Origin of the sequence: Paracoccus haeundaensis (assembly GCF_006239215.1) — a bacterium.
GTDB lineage: Bacteria > Pseudomonadota > Alphaproteobacteria > Rhodobacterales > Rhodobacteraceae > Paracoccus > Paracoccus marcusii.
In genome coordinates this window covers 184,197-207,733 of record NZ_VDDC01000007.1, presented here as the reverse complement: position 1 = coordinate 207,733, position 23,537 = coordinate 184,197, and the positions used below count along the sequence as shown (strand labels likewise).

Here is a 23,537-nt window from a genome sequence, read left to right as displayed (position 1 = left end):
GCATCATGCCAGCCCGGATCAGCCGATTTTCGCCGCTGCCCGATCCTTGGACAGATCAATAGGTGACCGTGACCACGACGGTATCGGAATAGGCACCGGGCGGGGGCGTCGGCTGCGGGGGCACGCGGCCATGGACCGTCACGGCGCGCGAGACCCCGGTTCCCGCATCCGTCGTGGCCAGGCCGTCCGCGATCAGCCCCCATGGCTGCGTCCGGGCCGCGTCGCGATACAGCTGATAGCCCACGCGATGTCCCGCCAGATCGCGCATCTGCCGGCCGCCGATCCCCGCCGCCTGCAACCCGTGACCCAGCCCCAGGCTGTAGCTGGTTCCCGCGGTGCAGGTCACGCGCACCTGGCTGGTCGCATCGACCGGCCGGTCCAGCAGGCCATGCTGACCAAAGTCCAGATCGTCGGCAACGACACGGCAGTTCGGGCGGACCTGGGCCTGCACGGCAAAGGTGAAGCCCGTCACGCGCGTGTCGCATCCCAGAACCGGCCTGCACGTCTCGGTCGTGGCGCGGACATCCAGCGGCTGACGCGAAAAGGTCGCGCTGTAGGCACCCGGCACCGCCGCGTTCTGCGCGCCGGGGATGCGGGCATAGACCGGCACGTTCATGCCCGTCGTCGTCAGCAGCGACAGGACCGAGCTGCCCGTCAGGACCACGGGCTGCCCGCCATGCGTTCCCTGACTTCCTCCGAAGATCGTCGTGTGGGTCGGGTTCTGGTACAGGTCATAGGCCAGGCTGCTGCCCGACGGCCCCCCAAGGCGGCGCAGGCTGCCGAACAAGCCAGCCGAACCGTCGCCCAGTTCGATCGTCACCGTGATCGAGGTCAGCAGCCCCAGGAAGGTCGAGCAATTGACCGCGATGTTGCCCGTGGCGGTGGTCGGGCTGCTGCCCAGGACATCGACGGGCCCCAGCACGATGTTGCTGGCCGAGAAGGTGCAGCTTTGCGCCCGGGCCGGCGCGGCCAACCCAAGGGTCAGCAGACCTGCGATCAGGAACAGCAGGATGGCACGCGGGAAGGGGGCAGGGGTCATAGGCATGGCACCTTCTGCAGATGGGTCAGCACACCGGGTTCGTCGACATAGGCGACCTCGGCGCGGCAGCGCCGCCCGTCTGGATAGGACACCGCGATCACGTTGATCTCCTGCATGCCGGACAGGAACGTCTCTCCGTCAAATCCGACCAGGTTGTCACCGCCGTCATCGTTCAGCACCACCCGTCCCCCGACCTCCAGCGGCTGGCCCTGGCCGTTGACCAGCCCGATCAGCGCCTCGCGCGTGCTGGTCTGCACGCCGAAGGTGACCGTCGCCCCCGACCGGTGGGCCGGGCGGACGACCCGCTGCGTGGCATCGGCGGCCGCATCCAGCGGCAGCCCAAGCGGGTCGATGGAGATCGCGTTGCCCTCGTAGGCGCGCAGGTCGGGGACCAGGATGCGGCCCGACCGCCCGGTGCGGCCGACGGTGCGGTTCTCGGCGCTGACCTCGACCCCGGGGGCGCCGGCATCGACGACGGCAAAGGCGTCCTGGACCGGGCGCGACAGAAAGACGCCACCGCCCGACGCGACGATGGCACCGTCGACCCGCAGGCCCACGGCCTGGGCGCCCGACTGGCTGCGCGCCGCGACCTCGACCCGACCCAGCTGGTTCTCGTATCCCGCATCGGCCCGGATCGAGCGCCCGTCCCCCTGGTCCGCCTGCACCCGCCAGTTCCAGCGCGGGATGTCGCCCGCGCTTTGACCACTGATCTGCGCATAGTGACGCCATCCGCCCTGGCGGCGTTCGGACTGCATCCCGGCATAGTGCCGGGTTCCCAGGGGGATCTGCAGCTGGACCCCCGCGGTCGTGTCGCGCCGCGATCCGCGCAGCGACGTTGCGCTCAGCGTCACGCTGCTGTCGCCCCACAGCCTCCGGCTGAAGGACAGGCCCAGGGCGGTTTCGCGGACGACCGGGCCGGGCGCACGGATGTCGGAAAGAAACAGGCTGGCGCCGCTGCCGATCCGGCTGTCCAGCGGCATCGCCAGGCTAACCTGGGCGATCTGGCGGGGAAAATCGTATCGGTCGGTGCGCGCGCCCCGTGGGGTGGCCGACACGGCGGCGACGTCATCGAACCGCCCTTGGGTCCGCATCAGGCGGCCTGACAGGGCGGCAGAGCCGATCGACAGGCTGGTCGACAGATCCAGCAGCGCGCCGCTGCCCCTGTCGGACCGGCTGCCGGCCAGGCCAAGGCTGGCCGTGCCCAGATGGCCGATCCGGACCACCGCCCCCGCCCCCGCCATCTGCAGGCCGCGCCCCCCTTCGGCATGGGCCGACAGGGTCAGCGCGTCGGTCATGCCATAGCGCAGCGTGCCCACGCCGAAGATGTCGTCGCCATAGCGATCGCCTGGCGTGCCGATGCCCAGCCTGGGCCGCCCCACGGACAGCGCGAAATCGGCAAGCCCCGGTTTCAGCAGCAGGTCCGACATCAGGAAGGGCAGATCGACCTGCGTCTCGCGGCCCGTCACGTCGCGCACGACGACGTGCGCCACCCCCGACCCCCCGCTCAAGGGCAGGTCGCGGATGCTGAACGGGCCGGCGGGCACCTCGGCGGAATAGGCCCTGATCGAATCCGAGAAGACCTCGACCGTCGAGGGCAGGGCGGCGCTGCCCTCGAACCCGGCCAGCGGGATCGTGATCAGATCGGGCTGCAGGCCGAAATTGCGCTCGACCATCGCGCCGCCCATGCGGACCGGCCTGGCCCAGGAGGGACCGCGTGACGCGATGTCCCCGACCTGGACCTGCATCGCGCGCCCGGGGAACGAACTGCGCCAGCTCGTCTCCAGCCGCCGGTACCGGTGCGATCCGTCCCCGTCCGGCGCGACGACGAATGCGTGGTTCAGCACCCCCAGGGGCATGAACAGCCGCCCGTCGACGCTGCCCGAGACCAGCTGGCCGCCGGCTCCCGCATCGCCGCGCCAGGTCTCGACGTTCAGCCCATAGTTCAGCACCACGCCATAGCCCTGATCGACCGCGGGTCCGGCATCTTCGCCGGGCGGGGTGTCCTCTGCCGGGGTACCGGCGTCAAGTTCGTGGGGCGCTGCGATGTCGGGCGGGACGATGAAGCGGATCGTCTGGTCGGGCGCGACCAGGCGCCAGCCAAGGCCGGGGATCTGGTCCAGCCTGACCTCTCCGGTCACAGCATCACCGGCCAGGATGCCGCTGGTGCGCAGGTCCTCGGCATCCGCGCTGAGGACGCCGTCGCCCACGTCGGTGAAGCGGGCGATCAGGTTCCTGGGCTGGCCGTTCACGAACACCTCCAGGTACAGGTCCTGCCCCGCCTCGGGTGGCGGGATGTCCTGGGCCCCCGCCGGTCCGCAGCACAGCGACGCAAGGACGGTCATGGCCAGCCACCCTCGGCCGATGCGCTCAGCGCATGGGGACATCGACGTCCAGCGCCCCCAGGTTGGTCGCGGCCGACAGCCGCGCCGAACCGCCCAACTGCCCCGCCGGCGCGATCGGCCATTCCATCGACGATCCGCCCAGCACGTATCCCAGCAGGCCGGGATGGCGCACCGTGGCGCCGTTCGGCGCGCTCAGCGTGACGTCGGCGATGCGCAGGCGGCTGTCCCCGGTGTTCTGGGCCACCAGATGTGTCGCGCCCCCCGATCGGCGCAGCGACCAGCGGACATCGGCGGACCGCACCCCGGCATCGGCGAAGAACACCGGGATGCGCAGTTCGGTGGCAAAGGCCACGGCGCCCGCCTGTCTGCGCGACTGGTCGGGGATCTCGTTCAGGACGACGCGATAGGCCTCTTCTCCGCTGACCGGGGTGCGCGCGACGCGGACGACGCGGATCGTCTGCGTCGCGCCGGGCGCAAGCTGGATCGCGGGCGGGCTGACCACGACATCCGCGCTGCGTTCCAGGCTGTCCTGGGCGCCGGGCTGCAGCCAGCGAAAGACGCGCGACTGGACGGTGATCGGCCGGCTGCCGTCGTTGCGCAGGGTCAGGGTGGTCGCCGCCCCGGGCGCCGGAACCTCCAGCAGCACCGGAGAGACCCTCAACCCCTGCGCCGCGGCCCCGACCGCCAGGCCAAGCGACATCGACACGGCCAGAAGGCCGCCTGCAAGAAATCCACGCATGGTCTGGCCTTTCAGTAGGTGACGGTCACCGTGACGGTATCGGTATAGGTTCCGGGGGCAGGCGTCGCCTGTGCCAGGACCCGGCCGAAGACCGTGAAGGATTGCGCGTCGCCCGTCCCCGTCGCGGGCTGGGTGTCCGCGCCCACGGCATTGCCCCAGTTCGTCACCCGCCCGGCGTCCTGGAACAGGGCATAGGCGATCGTCTCTCCGCCCGACGTCATCTGGCGCACGCTGGTCGTGGCCCCTGCGCCCAGCCCTTCGTTCAGGCCGATGTCATAGGGGGTGGTGTCGGTGCAGGTGACCTCCATCGTGGCCGTGGCATCGACATCCGTGCCAAGCACGCCCTGGGTCCCGAAATCCAGCGTCTCGGTCGAGGTGATCTCGCATTCGGCGACGATGGTGATCCGGACGTCGAAGCTGTCCGTCGTCACCGTCTGCGCCAGGGGCGCCGTCGCCGAAAAGGCGATGACGGCCAAGATCGTCGGAAAAATTTCCTGTGTCATGATGGTTCATATGCTCCAAAATTCGAGAACGCCGATCCGAAGTTTTGCAGACTAAGCAAAAAGCACATCTTAAAGGTGTATTAAGAAGTATCGGGCACAGTGATTTCGTGTCAAACTAAACCTTCCAGTGTGTAACCTTGATTTTGCGCAAATTCCCCATATCCGCGGATCGTCCCGCGGACCCATGCCTTACCCCTGGCCGCGGCGGCCATTGCCGTCGCAGTCCGGGTATCGAAAGAATTCGGTCATGACCTTGAACTGGAAACGTGCGGGTGACCCTGGCGCCGGGTCCGCCGCCGCAGATGGCACCCCGCGACGGGACATGTCTGGCATGGACGTTCCGCCGACCGATTCGGGCCTGATCCGTCTTTATGAAAACGGCGTGCTGCGTCCGACGCGGACGCCGGTCTTCGACCGCGTCGTCGAGCAGGCGCGGCGAATCTTCTCGTGCCAAGCCAGCCTGCTGACGATCATCGACGAGGCGAACGACCGCCAGTTCTTCAAGGCCGAGGCGGGCCTGATGCTGACCGCGGACGAGGATCGCGTCACGTCGCTTGCCTATTCCTTCTGCCGGATCGTCGTCGCGAATTCCGCGCCGCTGGTCATCGCGGATGCCCGGATCGATCCGCGGTTCAGCGGGCATCTGGCAATCGGCAGGTTCGGCGTGGTCGCCTATCTGGGCGTGCCGGTCAAGGACGAGACGGGGAGGGCCATCGCCGCCCTCTGCGTGGCCGAAAGCAGGCCGCGGGACTGGACGTCGGCCAATGTCGAGGTGCTGCAGGCCTTTGCGGAAGGTGTCTCGACCCAGATCAAGACGATGGTCCTGTCCGAACGGATGCGGACCGCCATCGGTCAGGAACCAGGCGGCGCCTCGGCCCTGCCACAGCCTGCCAGCGCGGTCCTGACCTATCACCACGCCCCCGACGGGACCGAGACGATCGACGCCGCGACCGCCGAGACGCAGCAGATCTGGGGCATCCCGGCCGCCGAATACATGGCGCGGTTCGGCGATGTCTTCGCCTTCTGCATGGTCGAGGATTACCCGCTGGCCCGCGCATCGTTCGGAAACTCTGCCGCCGGAATGATCCCGTGGCACCATCGCTGGCGCATCCGTCTGCCTGACGGTCAGGTCAAGTGGCTGGAGGGGCATGGGCTTCCCGCATCCGGTCGGAACGGCGGGCTGACATGGGACTGCACGATCAACGACGCGACCCGCCTGACATCCTGACGTCCCGCGGGCCGGTCACGCTGCATCGTCGCGGGACAGCAGATAGCAATCCATGATCCAGCCATGCGCCGCCCGGGCGGCGGCGCGCGCCGCCTCGATCCGCGGTCCGGCCTCGGTCAAGGGGCCCGCCTCCAGCAACTGTTCGGGCATGCCGAGATAGGCGCCCCACCAGATCCGCAGGCCCTGCGGGGGCAGCGTCGCAAAGGCGCAGGTGCCGTCCAGCATCACCACGACCCGGTCGGCGTCGTCGGGAAAGCCCGCGTCGCGCAGCCGCCGCCCGGTGGTAATCCGCACCTCGGATCCCAGGGCGTTCAGCGGAATGGCATGGGCCGCGCACAGGGCCTGGATCGCGGTGATGCCCGGGATCACCCGTGCGCGCCAGTCCAGACGCGCGGCAATGCGCAGGCTGCTGTCATAGAGCGACGGGTCGCCCCAGACCAGCATCGCCACCGTCCCGCCCTGCGGCAGCGCCGCCGCGGCGGCCCCCGCCCAGACTTGCGCGATGGCATCATGCCATCGGTCGACAGCCTCTAGATAGGGCAGGTTTGCATCGCGCACCGGCAGGTCGATCTGGGCCACGGCGCCGCCGGGGCGGTGGCGGTCCAGCATCGCGCGGCGCAGATGGGCCAGATCCTCCTTCCCGGCGCCCTTGCGGGGGATCAGGACCAGATCGGCCTCCTGCAGGGCGCGGACGCCCTGCAGGGTCAGGTGGTCGGGATGGCCCGTGCCGGCCCCGATCAGCACCAGATCGATCATGCGTAGAGCCGGGGCGTCACCAGCCCGCTGCCGCGCAGGCCGCGGGCCGCCTTGGCGCCCGCCAGCACGGCCAGATCGACCAGCGGCTCGACTACGATGACCAGCAGATAGGCCGCGCCGAAGGACAGGATCCCCGCCGTCGCACCGGCGCCCTGACCATAGAACGCCCAGAACGCGACCCAGGCCACGATGCCCCCCTGATAGGCCGCCGACAGCGCCAGCGCCTGGCCATAGCGCAGGTCCACATAGGCGGTGCCCGGCGCGATGGTCCGCCGCGCCACCGCCGCGACCGCGAACAGCGGCACCAGAAGCGTCGTCACGTTCATCCCGTATTGCGGCAGATCGAACGGCGCGAAGAACAGTCCCTGGATCAGCAGGCCCAAGGCCAGCCCGATCGCCGCCGGCGCCGCGCCCAGGATCAGGAACAGCGTCGATCCCAGGATCAGGTGCACCTCGGACACGCCCACGGGCGCGGCGGGCAGAACCTGGAAGAACACGAAGGTCGCGGCGGTCGCCAGCGCCCCGCGCGCCGCCAGCGACGCCCCGCCCTGCGCGCGCAGGGCCTGGGCCGCCAGCCTCAGCGCGTAAAGCCCGGCCGTGGCGGCCGTGGCATAGCCCAGTATCAGCTTGGCGCCGGTGACGACGCCCTCTTCGATATGCATGTCATCCTCCTGTGGCCGTCCACCCGACGGCATGGGGTTGCCTGACATGGCCGGTTTCCTGGCTTGCGGGTCCGGGCGCGGCGTCGGCCTTCCCGGATCGCTCCAGTGGCATGGGTGACGCGCGCTCTCCGCATACAGTCGCGGGGGCGGCCGGGGCTTCGGGTGCCGTGATTGGGTCCACCCTTCCCCGTTCCCGATGAAGCCCGGCGTTTCACGCCTGACGGGCACCATTCAGACGGTCAGATAGACGGGATCGCAGGGCCTGCGTCAAGTCGCGGCCGGGGCGATCAGGTGAAAGAACGTGCCGGTCACATGCCCGCCCCCGGACATCGTCCGGTGACTGCCGGTTTCCTCCACCGCGGCGCCGGTCGCGTCGGTCACGCGCGCCAAAGGCGCATCGGGCTGGGACAGGATCGAGGCATAGTGGAACTCATGCCCCCGCAGCGCCGTGCGACCCAGTCCCGGCAGGGCGGACAGCGGATCGGCGCGGCGGTATCCCAGATGCATCCGGCGTTTGGCATAGCTGGTCTCCAACCCCAGCAGCCCCAACATCTGGTGTCGTTTTCCATCGGCATCCACCAAACCTGCCCCAAGCGCCATGTATCCCCCGCATTCTCCATGCACCGGCCGCGTGCCCGCAAAGCGGTGCATGGCCGAGCGGAACCCGTCGCAGGCGGCCAGCCGGGGCGCGTGCAGCTCCGGGTATCCGCCCGGCAGCCAGCAGCAGTCAGCGCTGTCATCCGGCCCCTCATCCGCCAGCGGCGAGAAGGGCAGGATCGTGGCCCCGGCCCGCCGCCACGCTTCCAGCACATGCGGATAGACGAAGCTGAAGGCCGCGTCGCGGGCCAGCGCGATCCGCCCGCCGGGGGGCGTCAGCGGGCGCGGCGCGGGCGCCTCGGGCAGGGCGCGATGCGCGGCGGCTGCGATGATCGCCTCCAGATCGCAATGCGCCGCGATGAAATCGCCCGCATGGTCCAGGATGGCTTGCAGGCCCGCCGTCTCCTCGGCCTGGATCAGGCCCAGATGGCGTTCGGGCAGGGTTATGTTGCCCTGACGCGGCAGGCTGCCCAACACCCGGATGCCCGCCTGATCCATCCCCTCGCGGATCAGCCGGTCGTGGCGCGGCGAGGCCACGCGGTTCAGCACCACCCCCGCAAAGGGCAGATCCGGGCGCAGCGTGGCAAAGCCCCGCGCCGTGGCCGCCGCCGATTGCGCCTGCCCGCTGACATCCAGGATCAGCACCACCGGCCAGCCCATCATCTGGGCGATCTCGGCGCTGGAGCCGATGCCGGTTTCCCCCTTCGTCGCGACCCCGTCGAACAGGCCCATCGACCCCTCGGCCAGGACCAGGTCGGCGGGTGGCTGGCCGGTCGCATGGGCGATCAGCCGCCCCGGCTCCATCGCCCAGGCATCTAGGTTGAAGCTGGCCCGCCCGGAGGCCGCCAGGTGAAACCCCGGATCGATGTAGTCGGGCCCCGACTTGAAGGGCTGCACCACCAGCCCGCGCCTGCGCAGCGCGGTCAGCAGGCCCAGCATCAGCATCGTCTTGCCCGTCCCCGATGCGGGGGCCGAGATCATCAGGCCCGGCGTCATTCGGGGAACCTCGGCGCGTCGCCCACGGGGCGATAGCGGCGGTCGTAATCGGCGGCGTAAAGGCGGCTGTCCTCGAACCCCTCGCCCGTCAGCGCGGGGCCGACCAGGATCAGCGCGGTGCGGTCGATGCCTTGCGCGTCCACGGTGGCCAAGGTCGCGCGGATCACCCGCTGGTCCGGCCAGCTGGCCCGCCAAACGACCGCCACCGGGCAGTCAGGCCCGTAATGCGGCGTCAGATCAGCCACCACCTGCTCCAGCGCGTGGATTGACAGGTGGATCGCCAGCGTCGCCCCGGTCGCGGCAAAGGTCGCCAGCGTCTCGCCCTCGGGCATGGTCGAGGCGCGGCCCGGCGTGCGGGTCAGCACCACGGATTGCGCAAGGCCGGGCAGGGTCAGCTCGGCCTGCAGCGCGGCGGCGGCGGCGGCGAATGACGGCACGCCCGGCGTCACGTCGAAGGGGATGTCCAGCGCCCGCAACCGGCGGATCTGTTCGCCCATCGCGGACCAGACCGACAGATCGCCCGAATGCAGCCGCGCCACGTCCTGGCCTGCCGCATGGGCGGTGGCGATCTCCTCCATGATCCGGTCCAGCGACAGGGGCGCGGTGTTCACGATCCGCGCGCCGGGCGGGCAATGGGACAGCAGCGCGGCAGGCACCAGCGATCCGGCATAGAGGCAGACCGGGCAGGCCGCGATCAGGTCGCGCCCGCGGAGCGTGATCAGGTCGGGCGCGCCGGGGCCTGCGCCGATGAAATGGACGGTCATGGAACCTCTGCGATGGCGATGGTGACGGGACCGATGGTCCGGCGCGGATGGATCAGGCGGCCGCCCGCCGCGAGGGCCGCGGCCTCGGCCACCGATCCGGTGCCGAAGGCGGCCAGGATGCGGGGCGATTGCGTGGGCGTGGTGACGCCCGCGACCGCGACCAGATGCAGCGGCAGGCCGCGCGAATGGGCCAGCGGGCGCAGTTCGGGCGCGCGTTCGGGAATGGTGGCCAGCGCGTCGGCACCGCCCGTGGCCTCCAGCGCGGCCAGCAGGGCGGGCAGGGGCGTGCCGGGGCGGCAGCCTATTCCGGCGATGCGCATGTGACGCTCCATTGCACGATCGGGCGGGCGGGGGTCCAGCCGCGCATCCGGCCTAAGGGGATTGCCTCGGCGATATCGATGCGCAGCAGGCGACCGCCGTGATCGGCGTGCCAGCGGGCCAGCAGCGATTCCGTCTCCAGCGTCACGGCATTGGCGACCAGCCGCGCGCCGGAGGGCAGGCGGGCCCACAGCGCCTCCAGCAGCGCCTGCGACGCGCCGCCGCCGACAAAGACCGCATCGGGCGTCCCGGGCGGCAGCACCTCGGGGGCCGACCCCTCGATCACCGTGACCCATCCGCCCAGGCCGAAGGCATCGATATTGGCGCGGATGGTGGCGGTGCGGTCGGCGCGCGGCTCGACCGTCACGGCGCGGCCTCCGGCCAGCGCCCATTCCACCGCGACCGACCCCGAACCGCCGCCGATATCCCACAGCACCTCTGACGCGCGCGGGGCCAGCGCGGCCAGCGTCAGCGCGCGGATGGGCGATTTGGTGATCTGCCCGTCATGGGTGAAGAGCGCGTCCGCCCGCCCCGGCACCGCGGGCAGGCCGAAGCCGCGCGGCAGGTCCGCCCCGTCGATGGCCACCGCCACCGGCGCCACGCAGATCAGGGCAACGCCGTCGGCGCGCGTGCTGCACACCCGTTCGGACGGCCCGCCAAGACGCTCCAGCACCGTCAGCCGCGCGGCCCCGGCGCCCGCGCCGACTAGCCAATCGGCCAGCGCGGCGGGCGCGTCGCCATCGCGCAGCGTCGCGATGATGCGGCAGCCGCGCACCAGATGCGGGCGCAGCCGCGCGAAGGGCGCAGCATGCAGGCCCAGGGTCACCACCTCCTCCAGCCGCCAGCCAAGGCGCGCGGTGGCCAGAGACAGCACCCCCGGCGCGGGCAGGGCGTGCCATTCGTGGGGCTCCAGCACGGCGGCGATGCTGCCCCCCGCGCCGCACCAGAAGGGATCGCCCGAGACCAGCGCCGCCACCCGCCGCCCCCGCAGCGCCAGAAGCGGCGCCAGGTCGAAGGGCACCGGCCAGGCCCGCCCCCGCGCGCCCACCCCCGCCAGCGCCAGGTGGCGCGGGCCGCCAAAGATGACCTCGGCCGCCTCCAGCGCGCGCAGGCTTGCGCCGGGCAGGCCGTCCGGTCCATCTTCGGTGATCCCGATGATCGTCAGCCAAGGGTCAGACATGCGACGCATCCTGCTGCTGGGCGGCACAAGTGAGGCCAGCCGCCTGGCCGCCCTGCTGGCCCGCGCCGGTGTCGCGGCGGTCTTCTCCTATGCCGGACGGACGGAGGCGCCCATCGCCCAGCCCCTGCCCACCCGGATCGGCGGCTTCGGTGGGGCCGAGGGGATGGCGCGATACCTGCGTGATCACGACATCGGCGCGGTGGTCGATGCGACCCATCCCTTCGCAGCCCAGATCAGCCGCAACGCGGATGCCGCCTGCCGCGCGGCGGGGGTGCCGATGCTGATGCTGCGCCGCCCGCCTTGGCCGGTCGATCCCGGTTGGCAGCGCGTCCCCGACATCGTGGGCGCGGTCGCGGCGCTGCCCCCCGCGCCGACCGGCGTCTTTCTGGCCATCGGCAAGCAGACCCTGGCGCCCTTTGCCGCCCTGCCGCATCGCTGGCTGCTGCGGCTGGTCGATGCGCCGGGTGCGCCCCCCTTGCCCGGTGCGCGGGTCGTGCTGGCGCGCGGCCCCTTCACCGCCGCGGGCGACCGGGCGCTGATGGCCGCGCATGGCATCACCCATCTGGTCGCCAAGAACAGCGGCGGGGCAGGGGCCCGCGCGAAACTGGACGCGGCGCGCGATCTGGGCGTGCGGGTCGTGTTGATCGACCGGCCCGCCGCGCCGGACCGGCCGCAGGTCGCCACGCCGGAACAGGCGCTGGACTGGGTGCATCAGACCGCCCCCCGCGGGGTATAGACCCACCGGCCCACGCGCCGTGTGGCGCGGTTGCCGACCAGGACGACGGTGCGCATGTCAGCCATGTCGGGCGTGGCCTCCTCCAGCGTGACCACGCGCAGCGCCTCGTCCGGCGTGGTGACGGCGCGGGCAAAGATCATCAGGCGTTCGGGTTCGCATTCCTCGTGCAGCACCTCCAGCACGCGGGCGAAGCCTGCGGGGCGGCTGGCCGAGCGCGGGTTGTAGAAGGCCATCGCGAAATCGCCCCGCGCAGCATGGCGCAGACGGTGTTCGATCAGCGCCATGGGCTTGAGATTGTCCGACAGGTTGATGGCGCAAAAATCATGGCCCAAAGGCGCGCCCGCCCGCGCCGCCGCCGCCAGCATCGCGGTGATGCCCGGCAGGATGCGGATGTCCGGATCGCCACCCTCGGCCTCCAGCGCCTCGAACAGGGCGGAGGCCATGGCGAAGACGCCCGGATCGCCCGAGGAGACGATCACCACCCGCCCGCCCTGCGCCGCCAGCGACAGGGCATGGCGGGCGCGGTCCAGCTCCACCCGATTGTCGCTGGCATGCAGGGTCAGGCCGGGCCGCGCCGCCACCCGCGCGACATAGGGGATGTAGCCGATCACGTCGGTCGCCTGATCCAGCGCGGCGGCGACTTCGGGCGTCACCATGGCGTCCGACCCCGGCCCCAGCCCCGCGACGGTGATCCAGCCGCTCATTCCGCCACCCGCGCCATGGGGCGCCGCCCGTGACCATGGACCAGCAGGATCGCGAAATAGGGGCAGTCGTCATCGGCCACCTCGCGCAGCGGCTGGATGCGCTGGCCGGGCATGGTGCCGCGTTCGATCAGCCAGGTATCCGCCAGACGCCCGGATGCCGCCAGCGCGCGGCGCAGCTTGGGCAGGTTGCGGCCAGTCTTCATCACCACCAGCGCGTCGCTGCCCTGCATGTGGCGGATCAGGTCCGCCTCGGGTAGGGTGCCCATCAGCACGGTCAGCACATCGTCGCCCCAGGTCATCGGCTGACCCACCGCGTTCCAGCAGCCGACCATGCCGGGAATGCCGGGGATCACCTCAACCTGGGCCAGTCCCTGCAGGCGCACCTGCAGATGCATGAAGCTGCCGTAAAGAAACGGATCGCCCTCGCACAGGACCACCACGTCATCGGTCTGGGCCAGCTGCGCCAGACGCGCGGCCCAGAGGTCATAGAACCCCGCCAGCGCGTCGTTGTAATCGGGATGATCGAAGGGGATCTCGGTCGTGACCGGGTATTCCATCGGATATTCGACCGCATCGGCGGTCAGCATCCCCTGGACGATGCGCCGCGCCTGACCGGGGCGGCCGGGCTTCCTGAAATAGGCGACGTGGCGCGCGGCGCGCACCGCCCTGTCGGCCCGGACCGAGATCAGGTCCGGATCGCCCGGCCCCAGACCTGCGCAGATGATGCGTCCCATCATTCCCTCCGGCTGGCCAGCGCGTTGATTGCGGCGACGGTGATGGCCGACCCGCCCAGCCTGCCGCGCACGACAACAGACGGCACGGGCGGCGCGGCCATCAGCGCGTCCTTCGACTCCGCCGCGCCGACGAAGCCCACGGGACAGCCGATGATCGCGGCGGGGCGGGGGCAGGCGGGGTCCTCCAGCATGTTCAGCAGGTGAAACAGCGCGGTGGGCGCATTGCCGATGGCCACGACCGCCCCCGCCAGATGCGGCCGCCACAGCTCCAGCGCGGCGGCGCTGCGGGTGTTGCCCAGGTCGCGCGCCATGTCCGGCACACGCGGGTCGCGCAGGGTGCAGATCACCGCGTTGTCCGCAGGCAGGCGGGCGCGGGTGACGCCCTCGCTGACCATATGCGCGTCGCAGAGGATCGGCGCACCGCCAGCCAGCGCCGCGCGGGCGGCGGTGGCCATGCCGGGGGTGAAGGTCACGTCGCGTTCCAGCCCAACCAGGCCCGCGGCATGGATCATGCGGACGACGACGGGTTCCTCATCCGCGTCGAAACGCGCCAGATCGGCCTCGGCCCGGATAGTGGCGAAGGACTGGCGATAGATGGCGGCGCCGTCCCTTTCGTAGTCATGGGGCATCACAGAACCTTCGGCAGTTGATCGGGGTGCAGGCCGCGCAGGGCGGCGGGGTCATGGGCGCGGCCATGGCGGATCAGGTCGAACCCCTCGGGCGTCGCGGTCAGCGTAAGGTCGGCGGCACGCGGCCAGCCGCAGCCCTTGGCGCAGCCGCTGACATGCAGCACGGCATCCGGCGGGATCAGCGGCGCCAGCGCCCGCGCCAGGGGGCGCGTCGCGGCCTGTCCCTGCGGGCAGGCGGGCGCGCCGGGGCAGGCACGCAGACGGTTGCGCGGATCGCGGGGGTCCAGGATCAGCCCCTCCAGCGCGGGCAGGTGGCGGACCCCCTCCACCAGCAGCATCCGCCACGGCGTCAGGCGCAGCGGTGTCAGGCGCCCAAGGCGACGCAGCGTGTCGGGGGCGATCTGGCCGAATTCCAGCGCGACCATCAGGCCCTGCGCCTGCGGCCCCGGCTGCGGTGGCGCGGCGGGTCGGGGGGCGGGCAGGGTGGCGCCGGGGGGCTGCACCCGCGCGGTCAATGCAGCCATGCGGCCCCGCCCGTCGGGCGAGCCGCCCCGGTCCAGGAACCAGCGGGCCAGCGCCAGCGCATCCTGCGGCCCGCGATAGGGCGCGGCGCGGTCCATGCCATCGGCGCGGAGCGTCGGGCCTGCCTCGATGCGAATATCGGCAGGGTCTCGGGTCAGCACTGGCGCGGGACCGGTATCGACCGCAAAACCGAACTTGGCGGGCAGGGCCAGGTCGCTTGCGGACAGCGCCGCCGCCAGATCGGCGGCCAGCGCATCGGCGGCGGCATCCGCAAAGGGCGTGACCAAGATGTTGCGGCGCGTCTCGGTGGCGATGTCGGGGTCGATCAGGCCGTGTGGGCGCAGCGCCGCGATCAGCGGCGCATGGGTCGCGGGCGTGACGCCGCGCAGCTGCAGGTTGGCGCGGCCGGTGAGCTCAATCACGCCATTGCCATGGGTCTGGGCGGCATCGGCGATGGCCTGGGCCTGGGCCGCGTCAAGACGCCCGCCGGGGGGGCGGATGCGTACCACCCACCCGTCGCCGGACTCCATCGGCTGCAGCGCGCCAGGGCACCAGCCGCGGATCATGACAGCCCCGCCATGATCGAGTTTCGCCGCGTGACCCACAGGCCGGCATCGTGCAGCCGCTGGAACAGGTCGCGCATCGCGGCCAGGGCGGCGGGGTTCGCGTCCTGCATGAAGGCGACGATCTCGGGGCGGCCCAAGGTCGCCTGATGATAAAGGTCGAACAGATGCGCGGGCACCGCGCCCGCCAGATGGGCAAAGGCCGCCATGTGGTCCAGCGTCGACGCGATCTCGGCCGCGCCGCGATAGCCGTGCCGCGTCATGGCGTCGGCCCACGCCGGATCGGCGGCCCGGGCGCGGGTGGTGCGGGCGATCTCTTCGGTCAGGGTCCGGGCGCGGGGGCGGTCGGGTTGCTTGGCGTCCAGATGGTAAAGCGCGGGCGCATCCGCCCCGATCCGCGCCATGGCGGCAGCAAAGCCCCCTTCATGCGCGGCATAGTCGGCGGCCAGCAGCAGATCCGTCTCGGGCAGGTCCTGCGCGTGGACAAAGCTGTCGGTCGCGGCCAGCCGCGCCTCCAGCACGTCGCGGGCCTCATGGCTGGCGCCATCCGCCCCGATGGCCCAGCTGGAGGCCGCGATCCAGGCCTCGCCCGCCGCCTGACGCGCGGCATCGGTGAATTCCGCGGGCGCGGTGCCCATGCCCAGCCCGTATTGCCCGGGCTGCGGGCCGAAGACCCGTGCGCCCTCGGCATAGGGGTTCTGATCCGCCGCCTCGTCCCGCGCGGCCAGCGTCGCGGCCCCGGTCTGAAACAGCTGTGCCAGCACCGGGAACACGTCGCGGAACAGGCCCGACACCCGCAGCGTCACGTCGATGCGCGGGCGGCCCAGCAGGGCCAGCGGCACGACCTCGACGCCCGAGACGCGGCCGGACCCGGCATCCCAGACCGGCTTCAGCCCGGCCAGATGCAGGGCCATGGCGAACTCTTCGCCCGCGGTGCGCATGGTCGCGCTGCCCCAGAGATCCACGACCAGCCCGCGCGGCCAGTCGCCGTGATCCTGCAGGTGACGGCGCAGCAACTCCTCGGCCAGTTTCACCCCCTGCGCATGGGCGGAGGGCGTGGGCACGGCACGCGGGTCCACGCTGTAGAGGTTGCGCCCGGTGGGCATCACGTCCGACCGCCCCCGATTGGGCGAACCCGACGGCCCCGGCGCAACGAACCGCCCGGCCAGCGCGGCCATCAGCCCGTCGCGTTCGGCCTGACCGCAGACGCCGCTGCCCCAGACATGCAGCCCCTCTCCGTACTGGCTTTCCTTGATGTCGCAGACGAAGCGGTCGATTCGGGTGATCGCCTCGGCGGCGCTGGCGTCGGGGGGGATGCCCAGATCGGCCTCGACCCCCAGGGCGCGCGCCTCGTCCCGGATTGCGGCGATCAGGCGGTCGCGACGCGCGGGGTCCAGCCCGTCGGCGGTGGAATATTCGTCCAGGGACCGTTCCAGCCCGGCCATGCCGGGGGGCAGGGCCGCGTCCCGCATGGGGGGCGGCATATGGCCCAGGGTCACCGCCCCGATGCGGCGTTTCGCCTGCGCGGCCTCTCCCGGATCGTTGACGATGAAGGGATAGATCACCGGCAGCGACCCCAGCAGAACCTGCGGCCAGCAGTCGCCCGACAGCGCGACCGCCTTGCCCGGCAGCCATTCCAGCGTGCCATGCGCGCCCATGTGGATCAGCGCCCGCGCGCCCTGCTGCGCCAGCCACAGATAGAAGGCCACATAGGCATGGCGCGGCACGCGGGTCAGGTCGTGATAGCTGTCCTCGCGCCCGGCGCGGTGGCTGCGTTCGGGCTGCAGCGCCAGGATCACCGGGCCGTGCAGGCTGGCGCGCAGGTGGAAGGCGCCGTCCCGGCAATCGGGGTCCGTCTCGGGCGGCCCCCAGGCCGCGTGCAGGTCCTCCTGCAGCGCCTGCGGCAGGCGGGCCAGCGCCGCGCGGTAATCGTCCAGCGGCCAAGCCAGGGTGCCGTCCGGCAGCGCGGGCAGGTCCGTGCCCAGCATCGCCCCCACCGCCTGCGCGGATGCCGGCGCGTCCAGCCCCACCGCATGGGCCTGTTGCCAGTCGCGGCCCGGATAGGTGGAGAGCACCATCGCCACGCGACCCGCCCCTTGCGCCATCGCGTGCCAGGCGGCGATGCGGTCGACGGCCCGGGCCCGCATCGGCGCATCGGGCCGGTGCACGAAGCGCGAATACTGCAGGTCCGGGTCGCGCGGGCTGACCGCCTTGAAGCTGATGAGGCCCGCGAAGATGCGTCCGTCGACCTCGGGCAGGACGACGTTCATAGCTAGGTCCGACGGCGACAGACCGCGTTCGGCCGCCAGCCAGTCGCGGCGGCGGTTGGTGGACAGGGCCACCTGGAACACCGGGCAGGACCAGCCGTCGAACGGACCCGCGTTCCCCCCGGAAAACCCGGTCGCGTTCACGACCAGCGCAGGCCCGCCCGGCAGGGCATCGGCCAGCCAGTCGCCCAGGCCCGGCGCCTTGAGCGACGGGGCAAAGACGCCCATCGCCGCGATGCCCCGCGCCCGCAACGCCCGGATCAGCGCGTCGATGGGCGCCACATCCGCCGCCGCCAGCCAGCTGCGATAGAAGGTGACCAGCGCCGCAATAGGGCCCGGATCGGCGACCACCCCCCGGTCGGGGTCGTAGAACCCCATCGCGGGCAGGGTCTTGACCCCCGGCACGGGCGCGGCCTGCAGGCCCGATGCGACGGCCATCTGCGCCAGCGCCGCCTGCGCCGCGACCGCGCCGCCTTGGTCGCAATGCCGCCGCAGCACGCGCAGGACCGAGGGGGGAACGGTCGACATCTCCTCCAGCCGCGGATCGTCGCGGCCGTCCGCGGGCAGCACGGCCAGCGCGATGCCCCGCCGGCGCGCCAGGTCCTGGACCGAGGCCAGGCCATAGGGCCAATACGCCTCTCCGCCGATCAGGCGGATCAGGATGCCGCGCGCGCCCGACAGGGTGTTCTCGACATAGGTGTCGACCGAGACCGGGTGCCGCAGCGCCACCAGGTTGCACAGCCGCGTGGACGGCAGTCCCCCCGCCGCGCGCCGCCAGCCCTCCGCAAAGGCCCCCAGGTCGCTGTCCGAAAAGGACAGGACCACCAGATCGCCGGGCGTCTGCCCGGGATCATAGGGGGTGTCGGTCTGCTCCAGCCCGACCTGTTCGCGGAAGATGACATGCATCAGGCGGGCCCGGTCATGCTGGCACGGCCTCCAGCACGGCGCGGATCGCGTCGGGGTTCACGTCGTCGTGCTCCGCGATCACCACCAGGCGCGAGCGGCGCGGGGTCTGGCCCCACGGGCGGTCGTACTGATGGCGCACCCGCGCGCCCACGGCCTGCACCAAAAGGCGCATGGGTTTGCCCGCGACGGCGACATGGCCCTTGACGCGCAGCACGTTCTGCTCGGCGGCCAGACGGGCGATGCGGGCGGCCAGATCGGCCGGGTCGGTGATTTCGGGCAGGTCGATGACGACGGTGTCGAAATCCTCATGTTCGTGGTCGTCGGCGCCGTCGTGATGGCTGGGGCGGGCGTCCAGATCATCTTCGGCGGCCTTGCCCAGGCCCAGGACCAGGCGAGGATCGACCGCGCCCTCGGTCACGGTCAGGATGGGCAGGGGGCGGGGCAGCTCGGCCTCGATCGCCGACCGTGCCGCTGCGACGCCCTGCGGTCCGGCCAGATCGGCCTTGGTCAGCAGGATGACATCGGCGCAGGCGATCTGATCCTCGAAGACCTCGGACAGGGGCGTCTCGTGGTCCAGGCCGGGGTCGGCGGCGCGCTGCGCGTCCACCGCCGCCACGTCGGGGGCGAAGCGGCCCGCCGCCACGGCCTCGGCATCGGCCAGGGCGATCACGCCGTCCACGGTGATGCGCGAGCGGACGGCGGGCCAGTCGAAGGCCTTCAGCAGGGGCTTGGGCAGCGCGAGGCCCGAGGTCTCGATCAGGATGTGGTCCGGGCGGGCGGGAAGCGCCATCAGCGCCTCCAGCGTGGGGATGAAATCGTCGGCGACGGTGCAGCAGATGCAGCCGTTCGACAGCTCAACGATGTTCTCGGCCGGGCAGGCGGCGTCGGCGCAACCCTTGAGGATCTCTCCATCGACACCCATCGTGCCGAATTCGTTCACGATCACCGCAAGGCGCAGCCCCTGGGGGTTGGCCATCAGATGGCGCACCAGGGTCGTCTTGCCCGACCCCAGAAAGCCGGTGATCACGGTGACGGGGGTCTTGATAAGGTCGTTCATGGTCACTCCTGCGACAGGGTATGCGGGGGGATGCGGGCAAGGCTCTGCTTGCGGAAGACGGCGGGGCGTTCGCGCCACGGCACGATGCCGTCGGCGGTCCCGGCATAGGCGCGCGCGCCCGACAGGATGTCGGCGGCGTCGTCCAGCGTCAGGCGGCCATAGACATAGGACCACTTGCCCGGCGCGGACAGCGCGACGGAACAGCCCTGCGAACAGGCAGAAAGGCATTCGACGGGGCGGATCTCGACGCCGTCGGGGGCGGTGCGGGACAGCAGGTCGTGCAGCCGGGCGCCAAGGCGCGGCACGTCCGGGCCAGGGGCATCCGTCCTTGCGGCATCGGTCCCTGCGGCATCGGGAACCGGGTCGGGCACGGTGCCGCGACAGGTGGTGCAGACATGCAGAACGGCGCGCATCGCGGCCCCTTCCTTGTTGCGGCAAGGGGCGTCCGAGAGGAGGCGGCACGGGGCATCCGGCCATCACCTGCCGGTCGCGAAACACCCCGTTCGCCCGTCATCGTCAGGTGCTGGCAGGTCTCCCGGCTTGCGGATCCAGGGGCGAATGCCCCAACGGTCGTCCCACCTTCCCAGCCCCAATCGGGGCCAGTGGATCGGGCGACCTCTCCGGTCACGGTCGCGGGGGCGGCTGCGCTTGGGGTCGCGGGTCTGGTGACCCGGGGCCTTGTCGCATTCCCTCTTCGCCTGTCATAGACAGGAACCAACACGCCCTCACCCAAACCCCCGCACCCGCCGTTTGTCAACCGCAAGGAGCGACCCGATGACGCAGACCGACCCGATTTCCGCCGAGGATCAGGACCGCCACGCCGCCAAGATGGCCAGGAAAAAGGCCGCACGCGACCGCATGATGGAGACCAAGACCGGCGAAAAGGGCCTGATCATCGTCCATACCGGGCCGGGCAAGGGCAAGTCGTCGTCGGGGTTCGGCATGATCATGCGCTCCATCGCGCACGGGATGCCCTGCGCCGTTGTGCAGTTCATCAAGGGCGCGTGGGACACGGGCGAACGCACGCTGCTGACCACGCATTTCACCGACATCTGCCAGTTCCACGCCATGGGCGAGGGCTTTACCTGGGAGACGCAGGACAAGTCCCGTGACATCGCCATGGCGCAGGCCGGGTGGGCGCGCGCGCGGGACCTGATCCGTGACCCGGCCATCCGCATGGTCCTGCTGGACGAGATCAACATCGCGCTGCGCTATGGTTATCTGGACGCGGCCGAAGTGGTGGCCTTTCTGCAGGCGGAAAAGCCCGCCATGACCCATGTGGTGCTGACCGGGCGCGGCGCCCCCGACGCGCTGATCGAGGCTGCCGACCTGGTGACCGAGATGACCCAGGTCAAGCATCCGTTCCGGTCTGGGATCAAGGCGCAGGCCGGGGTCGAATACTGACGCGCGCGGGTCGGCAGTCAAAAAACCTCACGCGGCGGTGAACCCTCGGGGGGAGTCACGGGTTCCCTTTGGTATATCCCAATCGCCGGAGCCCGCCTGACGTGACCCCACCCCCGCTTGCCCCCGACGCCGCCCTGTTCCTGGATTTCGACGGCTGCCTGGTCGACATCGCCCCCCGGCCCGATGCGGTCGTTGTCACGCAGGCGCTGCGCGACCGGCTGGCGGCGCTGTACCGGAGGCAGGGGGGTGCGGTGGCGCTGATCTCGGGGCGCGACGTGGCCGACCTGCGCGGACATATGGACGGGTTCGAGGGCATCGTCGCGGGCAGCCACGGCGCCGAACTGTCGCTGCGCCCCGGCCGCATTCAGACCCTGCACCGGGTGGATTTCGACGCGGGCCCCCTTCATGCCGCGGCCCATGCCGCCGCCGCGCCCCATCCCGCCCTGCTGGTCGAGGAAAAGCCCCACGGCGTCGCACTGCATTATCGGGACGCCCCCGATCTGCGCGCCTTTGTCGATGAGGTGATGCAGGATCTGGCCGATCGGAACCCGCATCTGGTGCTGCAGCCCGCCAAGATGGCGGTCGAACTGCGCCCCGGCGGTGTCGGCAAGGACAGCGCGCTGGCGCATCTGATGACGCTTGAGCCCTTTGCCGGGCGCGTGCCGGTCTTTGCGGGCGACGATACCACCGACGAACCCGCCATGGCCGAGGCGCAGGCCCGCGGTGGCTTTGCCATCAAGATCGGCGACGGTCCCACCGCCGCGCATCACCGATTGTCCGACCCTGCCGCGCTGGCCGCCTGGCTTGACGCATCGCTGAACTGAGGAATGCCCATGTCCACCGAACCGCGCCTGATCGTCGTCTCGAACCGCCTGCCGCTGGGGGACGATCCCTCGGGCGGGCTGGTGGTGGCGCTGGAGGATGCGTTGCGCAGTTCCGGCGGGGTGTGGGTGGGTTTCTCGGGCGAGGTGACGGACGATCCCGCGCCCGACCTGCAGGACCATCCGGGCGCGGCGTTCCAACGGCTGTCCTTTGACCTGACCCCGCAAGAGCATGACGAATACTATCTGGGCTATTCCAACTCCATCCTGTGGCCGCTGTGCCATGGGCGCCCCAACCTGATGCGCATCAGGCCCGAATACCTGGATGGATATGCACGGGTGAACCAGCGCATCGCGCGGATGCTGCTGCCGGTCCTGCGCCCCGATGACCGGATCTGGGTGCAGGATTATCACCTGTTCCCGATGGCCGCCGAACTGCGCGCCTTGGGGGTGGAAAACCCGATCGGCCATTTCCTGCACATCCCCATTCCGGGTCCGGCTGATTGCGCGGCCCTGCCCAACCCCGCGCAGCTGTTCGATTGGCTGTCCCATTACGATCTGCTGGGGTTCCAGGCCGAACGCGACCTTGGCGCCTTTGCCGAAAGCGCCCGTCAGCTGGCGGACGGCGATCAGGTCGCGCCGGACCGCTTCCGGCTGTCGGGACGCATGGTCCGCACGCAGGTCTTTCCGATCGGCATCGACGCCGCGGCCTTCATCACCGAGGCAGCAGACGCCCCCGACAGCGACCGCATGCGCCTGTTGACCGGGGCCAAGATGATGATCGGCGTCGACCGGCTGGATTATTCCAAGGGCATCCCGCAGCGGTTCCGGGCCTATCAGCTGCTGCTGGAAAAGATCCCCGACCTGCACGAGAAGATCTCGTTCCTGCAGATCGCGCCTCCGACGCGGGGCGAGGTCGAAGCCTATCAGGACATCCGGGAGGAGACCGAACACCTGGCCGGACGCATCAACGGCCAGTTCGCGACGTTGAACTGGACGCCGATCCGGTTCATTCATCGGCCGTTCCCGCGTCCCGTGCTGGCGGGGCTGTACCGGCAGGCGCGCATCGGGTTGGTCACGCCGCTGGCCGACGGGATGAACCTGGTCGCCAAGGAATACGTCGCCGCTCAGAACCCCGACGATCCGGGCGTGCTGATCCTGTCGCGCTTTGCCGGGGCCGCTGAGACCATGGCCGAGGCGCTGATCATCAACCCCCACGACCCGCATGATCTGGCCGTCGCGATGGCACAGGCGATGCGGATGTCGCAAGCCGAACGCCGCGACCGCCATGCCGCCCTCCTGAAAGGTGTGGTGGACCACGATGTCGCCTGGTGGTCGCGCACCTATCTGGAGGCGCTGACGGCGCGGTGATTCGCGCGGGGTGTGCCCAAGGATCGGGCAATACCCTCAAATTGCGCCCTGTCCCGTGGCAGCGCACGTTCCGGTTGACCGAGCGGCGCGGCCTGCGGTGACAGGGGCGCGGGTCCGGCGCATGGTGGACCTATGAAGCAGATGCTTCGTGGCGTCCTCCTCCCGGTCCGGCCACGGACACTTCGGAAAGCCGCCGGTCCTGCCGCCCCCCTCCTCCCTGCGGCCAGGTCCGGCGGTCTTTTCGTCTCAGCCGATCAGGCCCGCCACGTGGCGCAGGGCTGCGGCATAGCCGTTCAGCCCCAGCCCCGCGATCACTCCGTCGGCGCGCTTTGACACGAACGAATGGTGGCGGAACGCCTCGCGCTTGTGGACCTGGCTGATATGGACCTCGATCACCGGGCCGTCGAAGGCGTTCAGCGCATCCAGCACCGCGACCGAGGTATGGGTCAGTGCCGCCGGGTTGATGACGATGGCCGCGGCTTCCAGCCGGGCTTCGTGGATCCAGTCGACGATCTGGCCTTCCCAGTTCGACTGCAGGAAGCGGATGTCATGCGGGGCGGCGGCCTTGCGGCACAGCGCCTCAAGATCGGCCAGCGTCTCGTGGCCATAGACCTCGGGCTGGCGCTGGCCCAGCAGGTTCAGGTTCGGACCGTTCAGAACATGGATCAGCGGCATCGGGGTCTCCTTGCTGGGGCTTGC

At 70.9% G+C, this 23,537-nt stretch carries 23 protein-coding genes and 2 riboswitches; of the genes, 5 read left to right on the top strand and 18 right to left on the bottom strand.

What is annotated here, in order from left to right; genetic code table 11:
- Positions 1 to 55: 55 nt before the first annotated feature.
- Genes FHD67_RS03915 through FHD67_RS03900 form a run of 4 tightly spaced genes read right to left on the bottom strand, consistent with a single transcriptional unit; the run spans position 56 to position 4,623 of the window.
- Positions 56 to 1,039 (bottom strand): Csu type fimbrial protein, encoded by a 984-nt coding sequence (locus FHD67_RS03915; protein WP_176695047.1) that lies wholly within the window; start codon positions 1,037 to 1,039, stop codon positions 56 to 58.
- Positions 1,036 to 3,381, bottom strand: a complete 2,346-nt coding sequence (locus FHD67_RS03910) for a fimbria/pilus outer membrane usher protein (protein ID WP_176695046.1) — start codon at positions 3,379 to 3,381, stop codon at positions 1,036 to 1,038. The genes FHD67_RS03915 and FHD67_RS03910 overlap by 4 nt, the downstream gene beginning before the upstream one ends.
- A gap of 25 nt (positions 3,382 to 3,406) precedes the next feature.
- Entirely contained in the window at positions 3,407 to 4,120 is a 714-nt protein-coding gene (locus tag FHD67_RS03905; RefSeq protein ID WP_139597875.1) for a fimbrial biogenesis chaperone, read from the bottom strand.
- Between the two features lie 11 nt (positions 4,121 to 4,131).
- Positions 4,132 to 4,623 (bottom strand): Csu type fimbrial protein, encoded by a 492-nt coding sequence (locus tag FHD67_RS03900; protein WP_139597874.1) that lies wholly within the window; start codon positions 4,621 to 4,623, stop codon positions 4,132 to 4,134.
- A 331-nt stretch (positions 4,624 to 4,954) separates the two neighbouring features.
- Here FHD67_RS03900 and FHD67_RS03895 point away from each other — a divergent pair, with 331 nt between their 5' ends.
- Entirely contained in the window at positions 4,955 to 5,851 is an 897-nt protein-coding gene (locus FHD67_RS03895; protein ID WP_052715253.1) for a GAF domain-containing protein, read from the top strand.
- 15 nt (positions 5,852 to 5,866) lie between these two features.
- Here the strand turns inward: FHD67_RS03895 and cobF are convergent, their stop codons facing one another.
- The 6 genes from cobF to cbiE all read right to left on the bottom strand — a co-directional run bounded on the left by cobF (position 5,867) and on the right by cbiE (position 11,124).
- The gene (gene cobF / locus FHD67_RS03890) at positions 5,867 to 6,607 is read right to left on the bottom strand and encodes a precorrin-6A synthase (deacetylating) (RefSeq protein WP_139597872.1); all 741 of its coding nucleotides are present in this window, start codon (positions 6,605 to 6,607) and stop codon (positions 5,867 to 5,869) included.
- Positions 6,604 to 7,269, bottom strand: coding sequence for an energy-coupling factor ABC transporter permease (locus FHD67_RS03885; RefSeq protein ID WP_139597871.1), 666 nt, complete (start codon positions 7,267 to 7,269; stop codon positions 6,604 to 6,606). The genes cobF and FHD67_RS03885 overlap by 4 nt, the downstream gene beginning before the upstream one ends.
- A gap of 31 nt (positions 7,270 to 7,300) precedes the next feature.
- Positions 7,301 to 7,515: riboswitch (cobalamin riboswitch) on the bottom strand.
- A 21-nt stretch (positions 7,516 to 7,536) separates the two neighbouring features.
- Positions 7,537 to 8,862 carry a cobyrinic acid a,c-diamide synthase CobB gene (locus FHD67_RS03880; RefSeq protein WP_139597870.1) on the bottom strand — a complete coding sequence of 442 codons (1,326 nt, stop codon included), beginning with the start codon at positions 8,860 to 8,862 and terminating at the stop codon, positions 7,537 to 7,539.
- Positions 8,859 to 9,626, bottom strand: coding sequence for a precorrin-4 C(11)-methyltransferase (gene cobM, locus FHD67_RS03875; protein ID WP_139597869.1), 768 nt, complete (start codon positions 9,624 to 9,626; stop codon positions 8,859 to 8,861). Before cobM ends, FHD67_RS03880 begins: the two co-directional genes overlap by 4 nt.
- The gene (locus FHD67_RS03870; RefSeq protein WP_139597868.1) at positions 9,623 to 9,946 is read right to left on the bottom strand and encodes a cobalamin biosynthesis protein; all 324 of its coding nucleotides are present in this window, start codon (positions 9,944 to 9,946) and stop codon (positions 9,623 to 9,625) included. Before FHD67_RS03870 ends, cobM begins: the two co-directional genes overlap by 4 nt.
- On the bottom strand, positions 9,928 to 11,124 hold the full coding sequence (gene cbiE, locus FHD67_RS03865) for a precorrin-6y C5,15-methyltransferase (decarboxylating) subunit CbiE (protein ID WP_139597867.1): 1,197 nt from the start codon (positions 11,122 to 11,124) through the stop codon (positions 9,928 to 9,930). Before cbiE ends, FHD67_RS03870 begins: the two co-directional genes overlap by 19 nt.
- Between cbiE and FHD67_RS03860 the strand changes: the two genes are divergently transcribed.
- Positions 11,123 to 11,860, top strand: a complete 738-nt coding sequence (locus FHD67_RS03860) for a cobalt-precorrin-6A reductase (RefSeq protein ID WP_139597866.1) — start codon at positions 11,123 to 11,125, stop codon at positions 11,858 to 11,860. The genes cbiE and FHD67_RS03860 overlap by 2 nt on opposite strands.
- Here FHD67_RS03860 and cobJ read toward each other — a convergent pair.
- Genes cobJ through FHD67_RS03825 form a run of 7 tightly spaced genes read right to left on the bottom strand, consistent with a single transcriptional unit; the run spans position 11,836 to position 19,655 of the window.
- Positions 11,836 to 12,564 (bottom strand): precorrin-3B C(17)-methyltransferase, encoded by a 729-nt coding sequence (gene cobJ / locus FHD67_RS03855; protein WP_139597865.1) that lies wholly within the window; start codon positions 12,562 to 12,564, stop codon positions 11,836 to 11,838. The genes FHD67_RS03860 and cobJ overlap by 25 nt on opposite strands.
- Positions 12,561 to 13,298 carry a precorrin-2 C(20)-methyltransferase gene (cobI, locus tag FHD67_RS03850; protein ID WP_176695049.1) on the bottom strand — a complete coding sequence of 246 codons (738 nt, stop codon included), beginning with the start codon at positions 13,296 to 13,298 and terminating at the stop codon, positions 12,561 to 12,563. Before cobI ends, cobJ begins: the two co-directional genes overlap by 4 nt.
- Complete coding sequence (locus tag FHD67_RS03845) at positions 13,298 to 13,927, bottom strand: precorrin-8X methylmutase (RefSeq protein WP_139597863.1); 630 nt, start codon at positions 13,925 to 13,927, stop codon at positions 13,298 to 13,300. Before FHD67_RS03845 ends, cobI begins: the two co-directional genes overlap by 1 nt.
- On the bottom strand, positions 13,927 to 15,015 hold the full coding sequence (gene cobG / locus FHD67_RS03840) for a precorrin-3B synthase (RefSeq protein ID WP_139597862.1): 1,089 nt from the start codon (positions 15,013 to 15,015) through the stop codon (positions 13,927 to 13,929). Before cobG ends, FHD67_RS03845 begins: the two co-directional genes overlap by 1 nt.
- The gene (gene cobN, locus FHD67_RS03835; RefSeq protein WP_139597861.1) at positions 15,012 to 18,185 is read right to left on the bottom strand and encodes a cobaltochelatase subunit CobN; all 3,174 of its coding nucleotides are present in this window, start codon (positions 18,183 to 18,185) and stop codon (positions 15,012 to 15,014) included. The genes cobG and cobN overlap by 4 nt, the downstream gene beginning before the upstream one ends.
- Before the next feature lie 13 nt (positions 18,186 to 18,198).
- On the bottom strand, positions 18,199 to 19,242 hold the full coding sequence (gene cobW, locus FHD67_RS03830; RefSeq protein ID WP_139597860.1) for a cobalamin biosynthesis protein CobW: 1,044 nt from the start codon (positions 19,240 to 19,242) through the stop codon (positions 18,199 to 18,201).
- A 2-nt stretch (positions 19,243 to 19,244) separates the two neighbouring features.
- A complete protein-coding gene (locus FHD67_RS03825; protein ID WP_139597859.1) occupies positions 19,245 to 19,655 on the bottom strand; it encodes a DUF1636 family protein in 411 nt (136 codons plus the stop codon).
- A gap of 95 nt (positions 19,656 to 19,750) precedes the next feature.
- Positions 19,751 to 19,976, bottom strand: a riboswitch (cobalamin riboswitch).
- A gap of 40 nt (positions 19,977 to 20,016) precedes the next feature.
- Here FHD67_RS03825 and cobO point away from each other — a divergent pair.
- The 3 genes from cobO (at position 20,017) to FHD67_RS03810 (ending at position 22,838) form a co-directional block, all read left to right on the top strand.
- Positions 20,017 to 20,646 (top strand): cob(I)yrinic acid a,c-diamide adenosyltransferase, encoded by a 630-nt coding sequence (gene cobO / locus FHD67_RS03820; RefSeq protein WP_139597858.1) that lies wholly within the window; start codon positions 20,017 to 20,019, stop codon positions 20,644 to 20,646.
- Between the two features lie 101 nt (positions 20,647 to 20,747).
- Positions 20,748 to 21,470 (top strand): trehalose-phosphatase, encoded by a 723-nt coding sequence (gene otsB, locus FHD67_RS03815; protein WP_176695045.1) that lies wholly within the window; start codon positions 20,748 to 20,750, stop codon positions 21,468 to 21,470.
- Positions 21,471 to 21,479: 9 nt separating this feature from the next.
- The gene (locus tag FHD67_RS03810) at positions 21,480 to 22,838 is read left to right on the top strand and encodes an alpha,alpha-trehalose-phosphate synthase (UDP-forming) (protein WP_139597856.1); all 1,359 of its coding nucleotides are present in this window, start codon (positions 21,480 to 21,482) and stop codon (positions 22,836 to 22,838) included.
- A 246-nt stretch (positions 22,839 to 23,084) separates the two neighbouring features.
- Here the strand turns inward: FHD67_RS03810 and aroQ are convergent, their stop codons facing one another.
- The gene (gene aroQ, locus FHD67_RS03805; RefSeq protein ID WP_042250123.1) at positions 23,085 to 23,513 is read right to left on the bottom strand and encodes a type II 3-dehydroquinate dehydratase; all 429 of its coding nucleotides are present in this window, start codon (positions 23,511 to 23,513) and stop codon (positions 23,085 to 23,087) included.
- Positions 23,514 to 23,537: the final 24 nt, after the last annotated feature.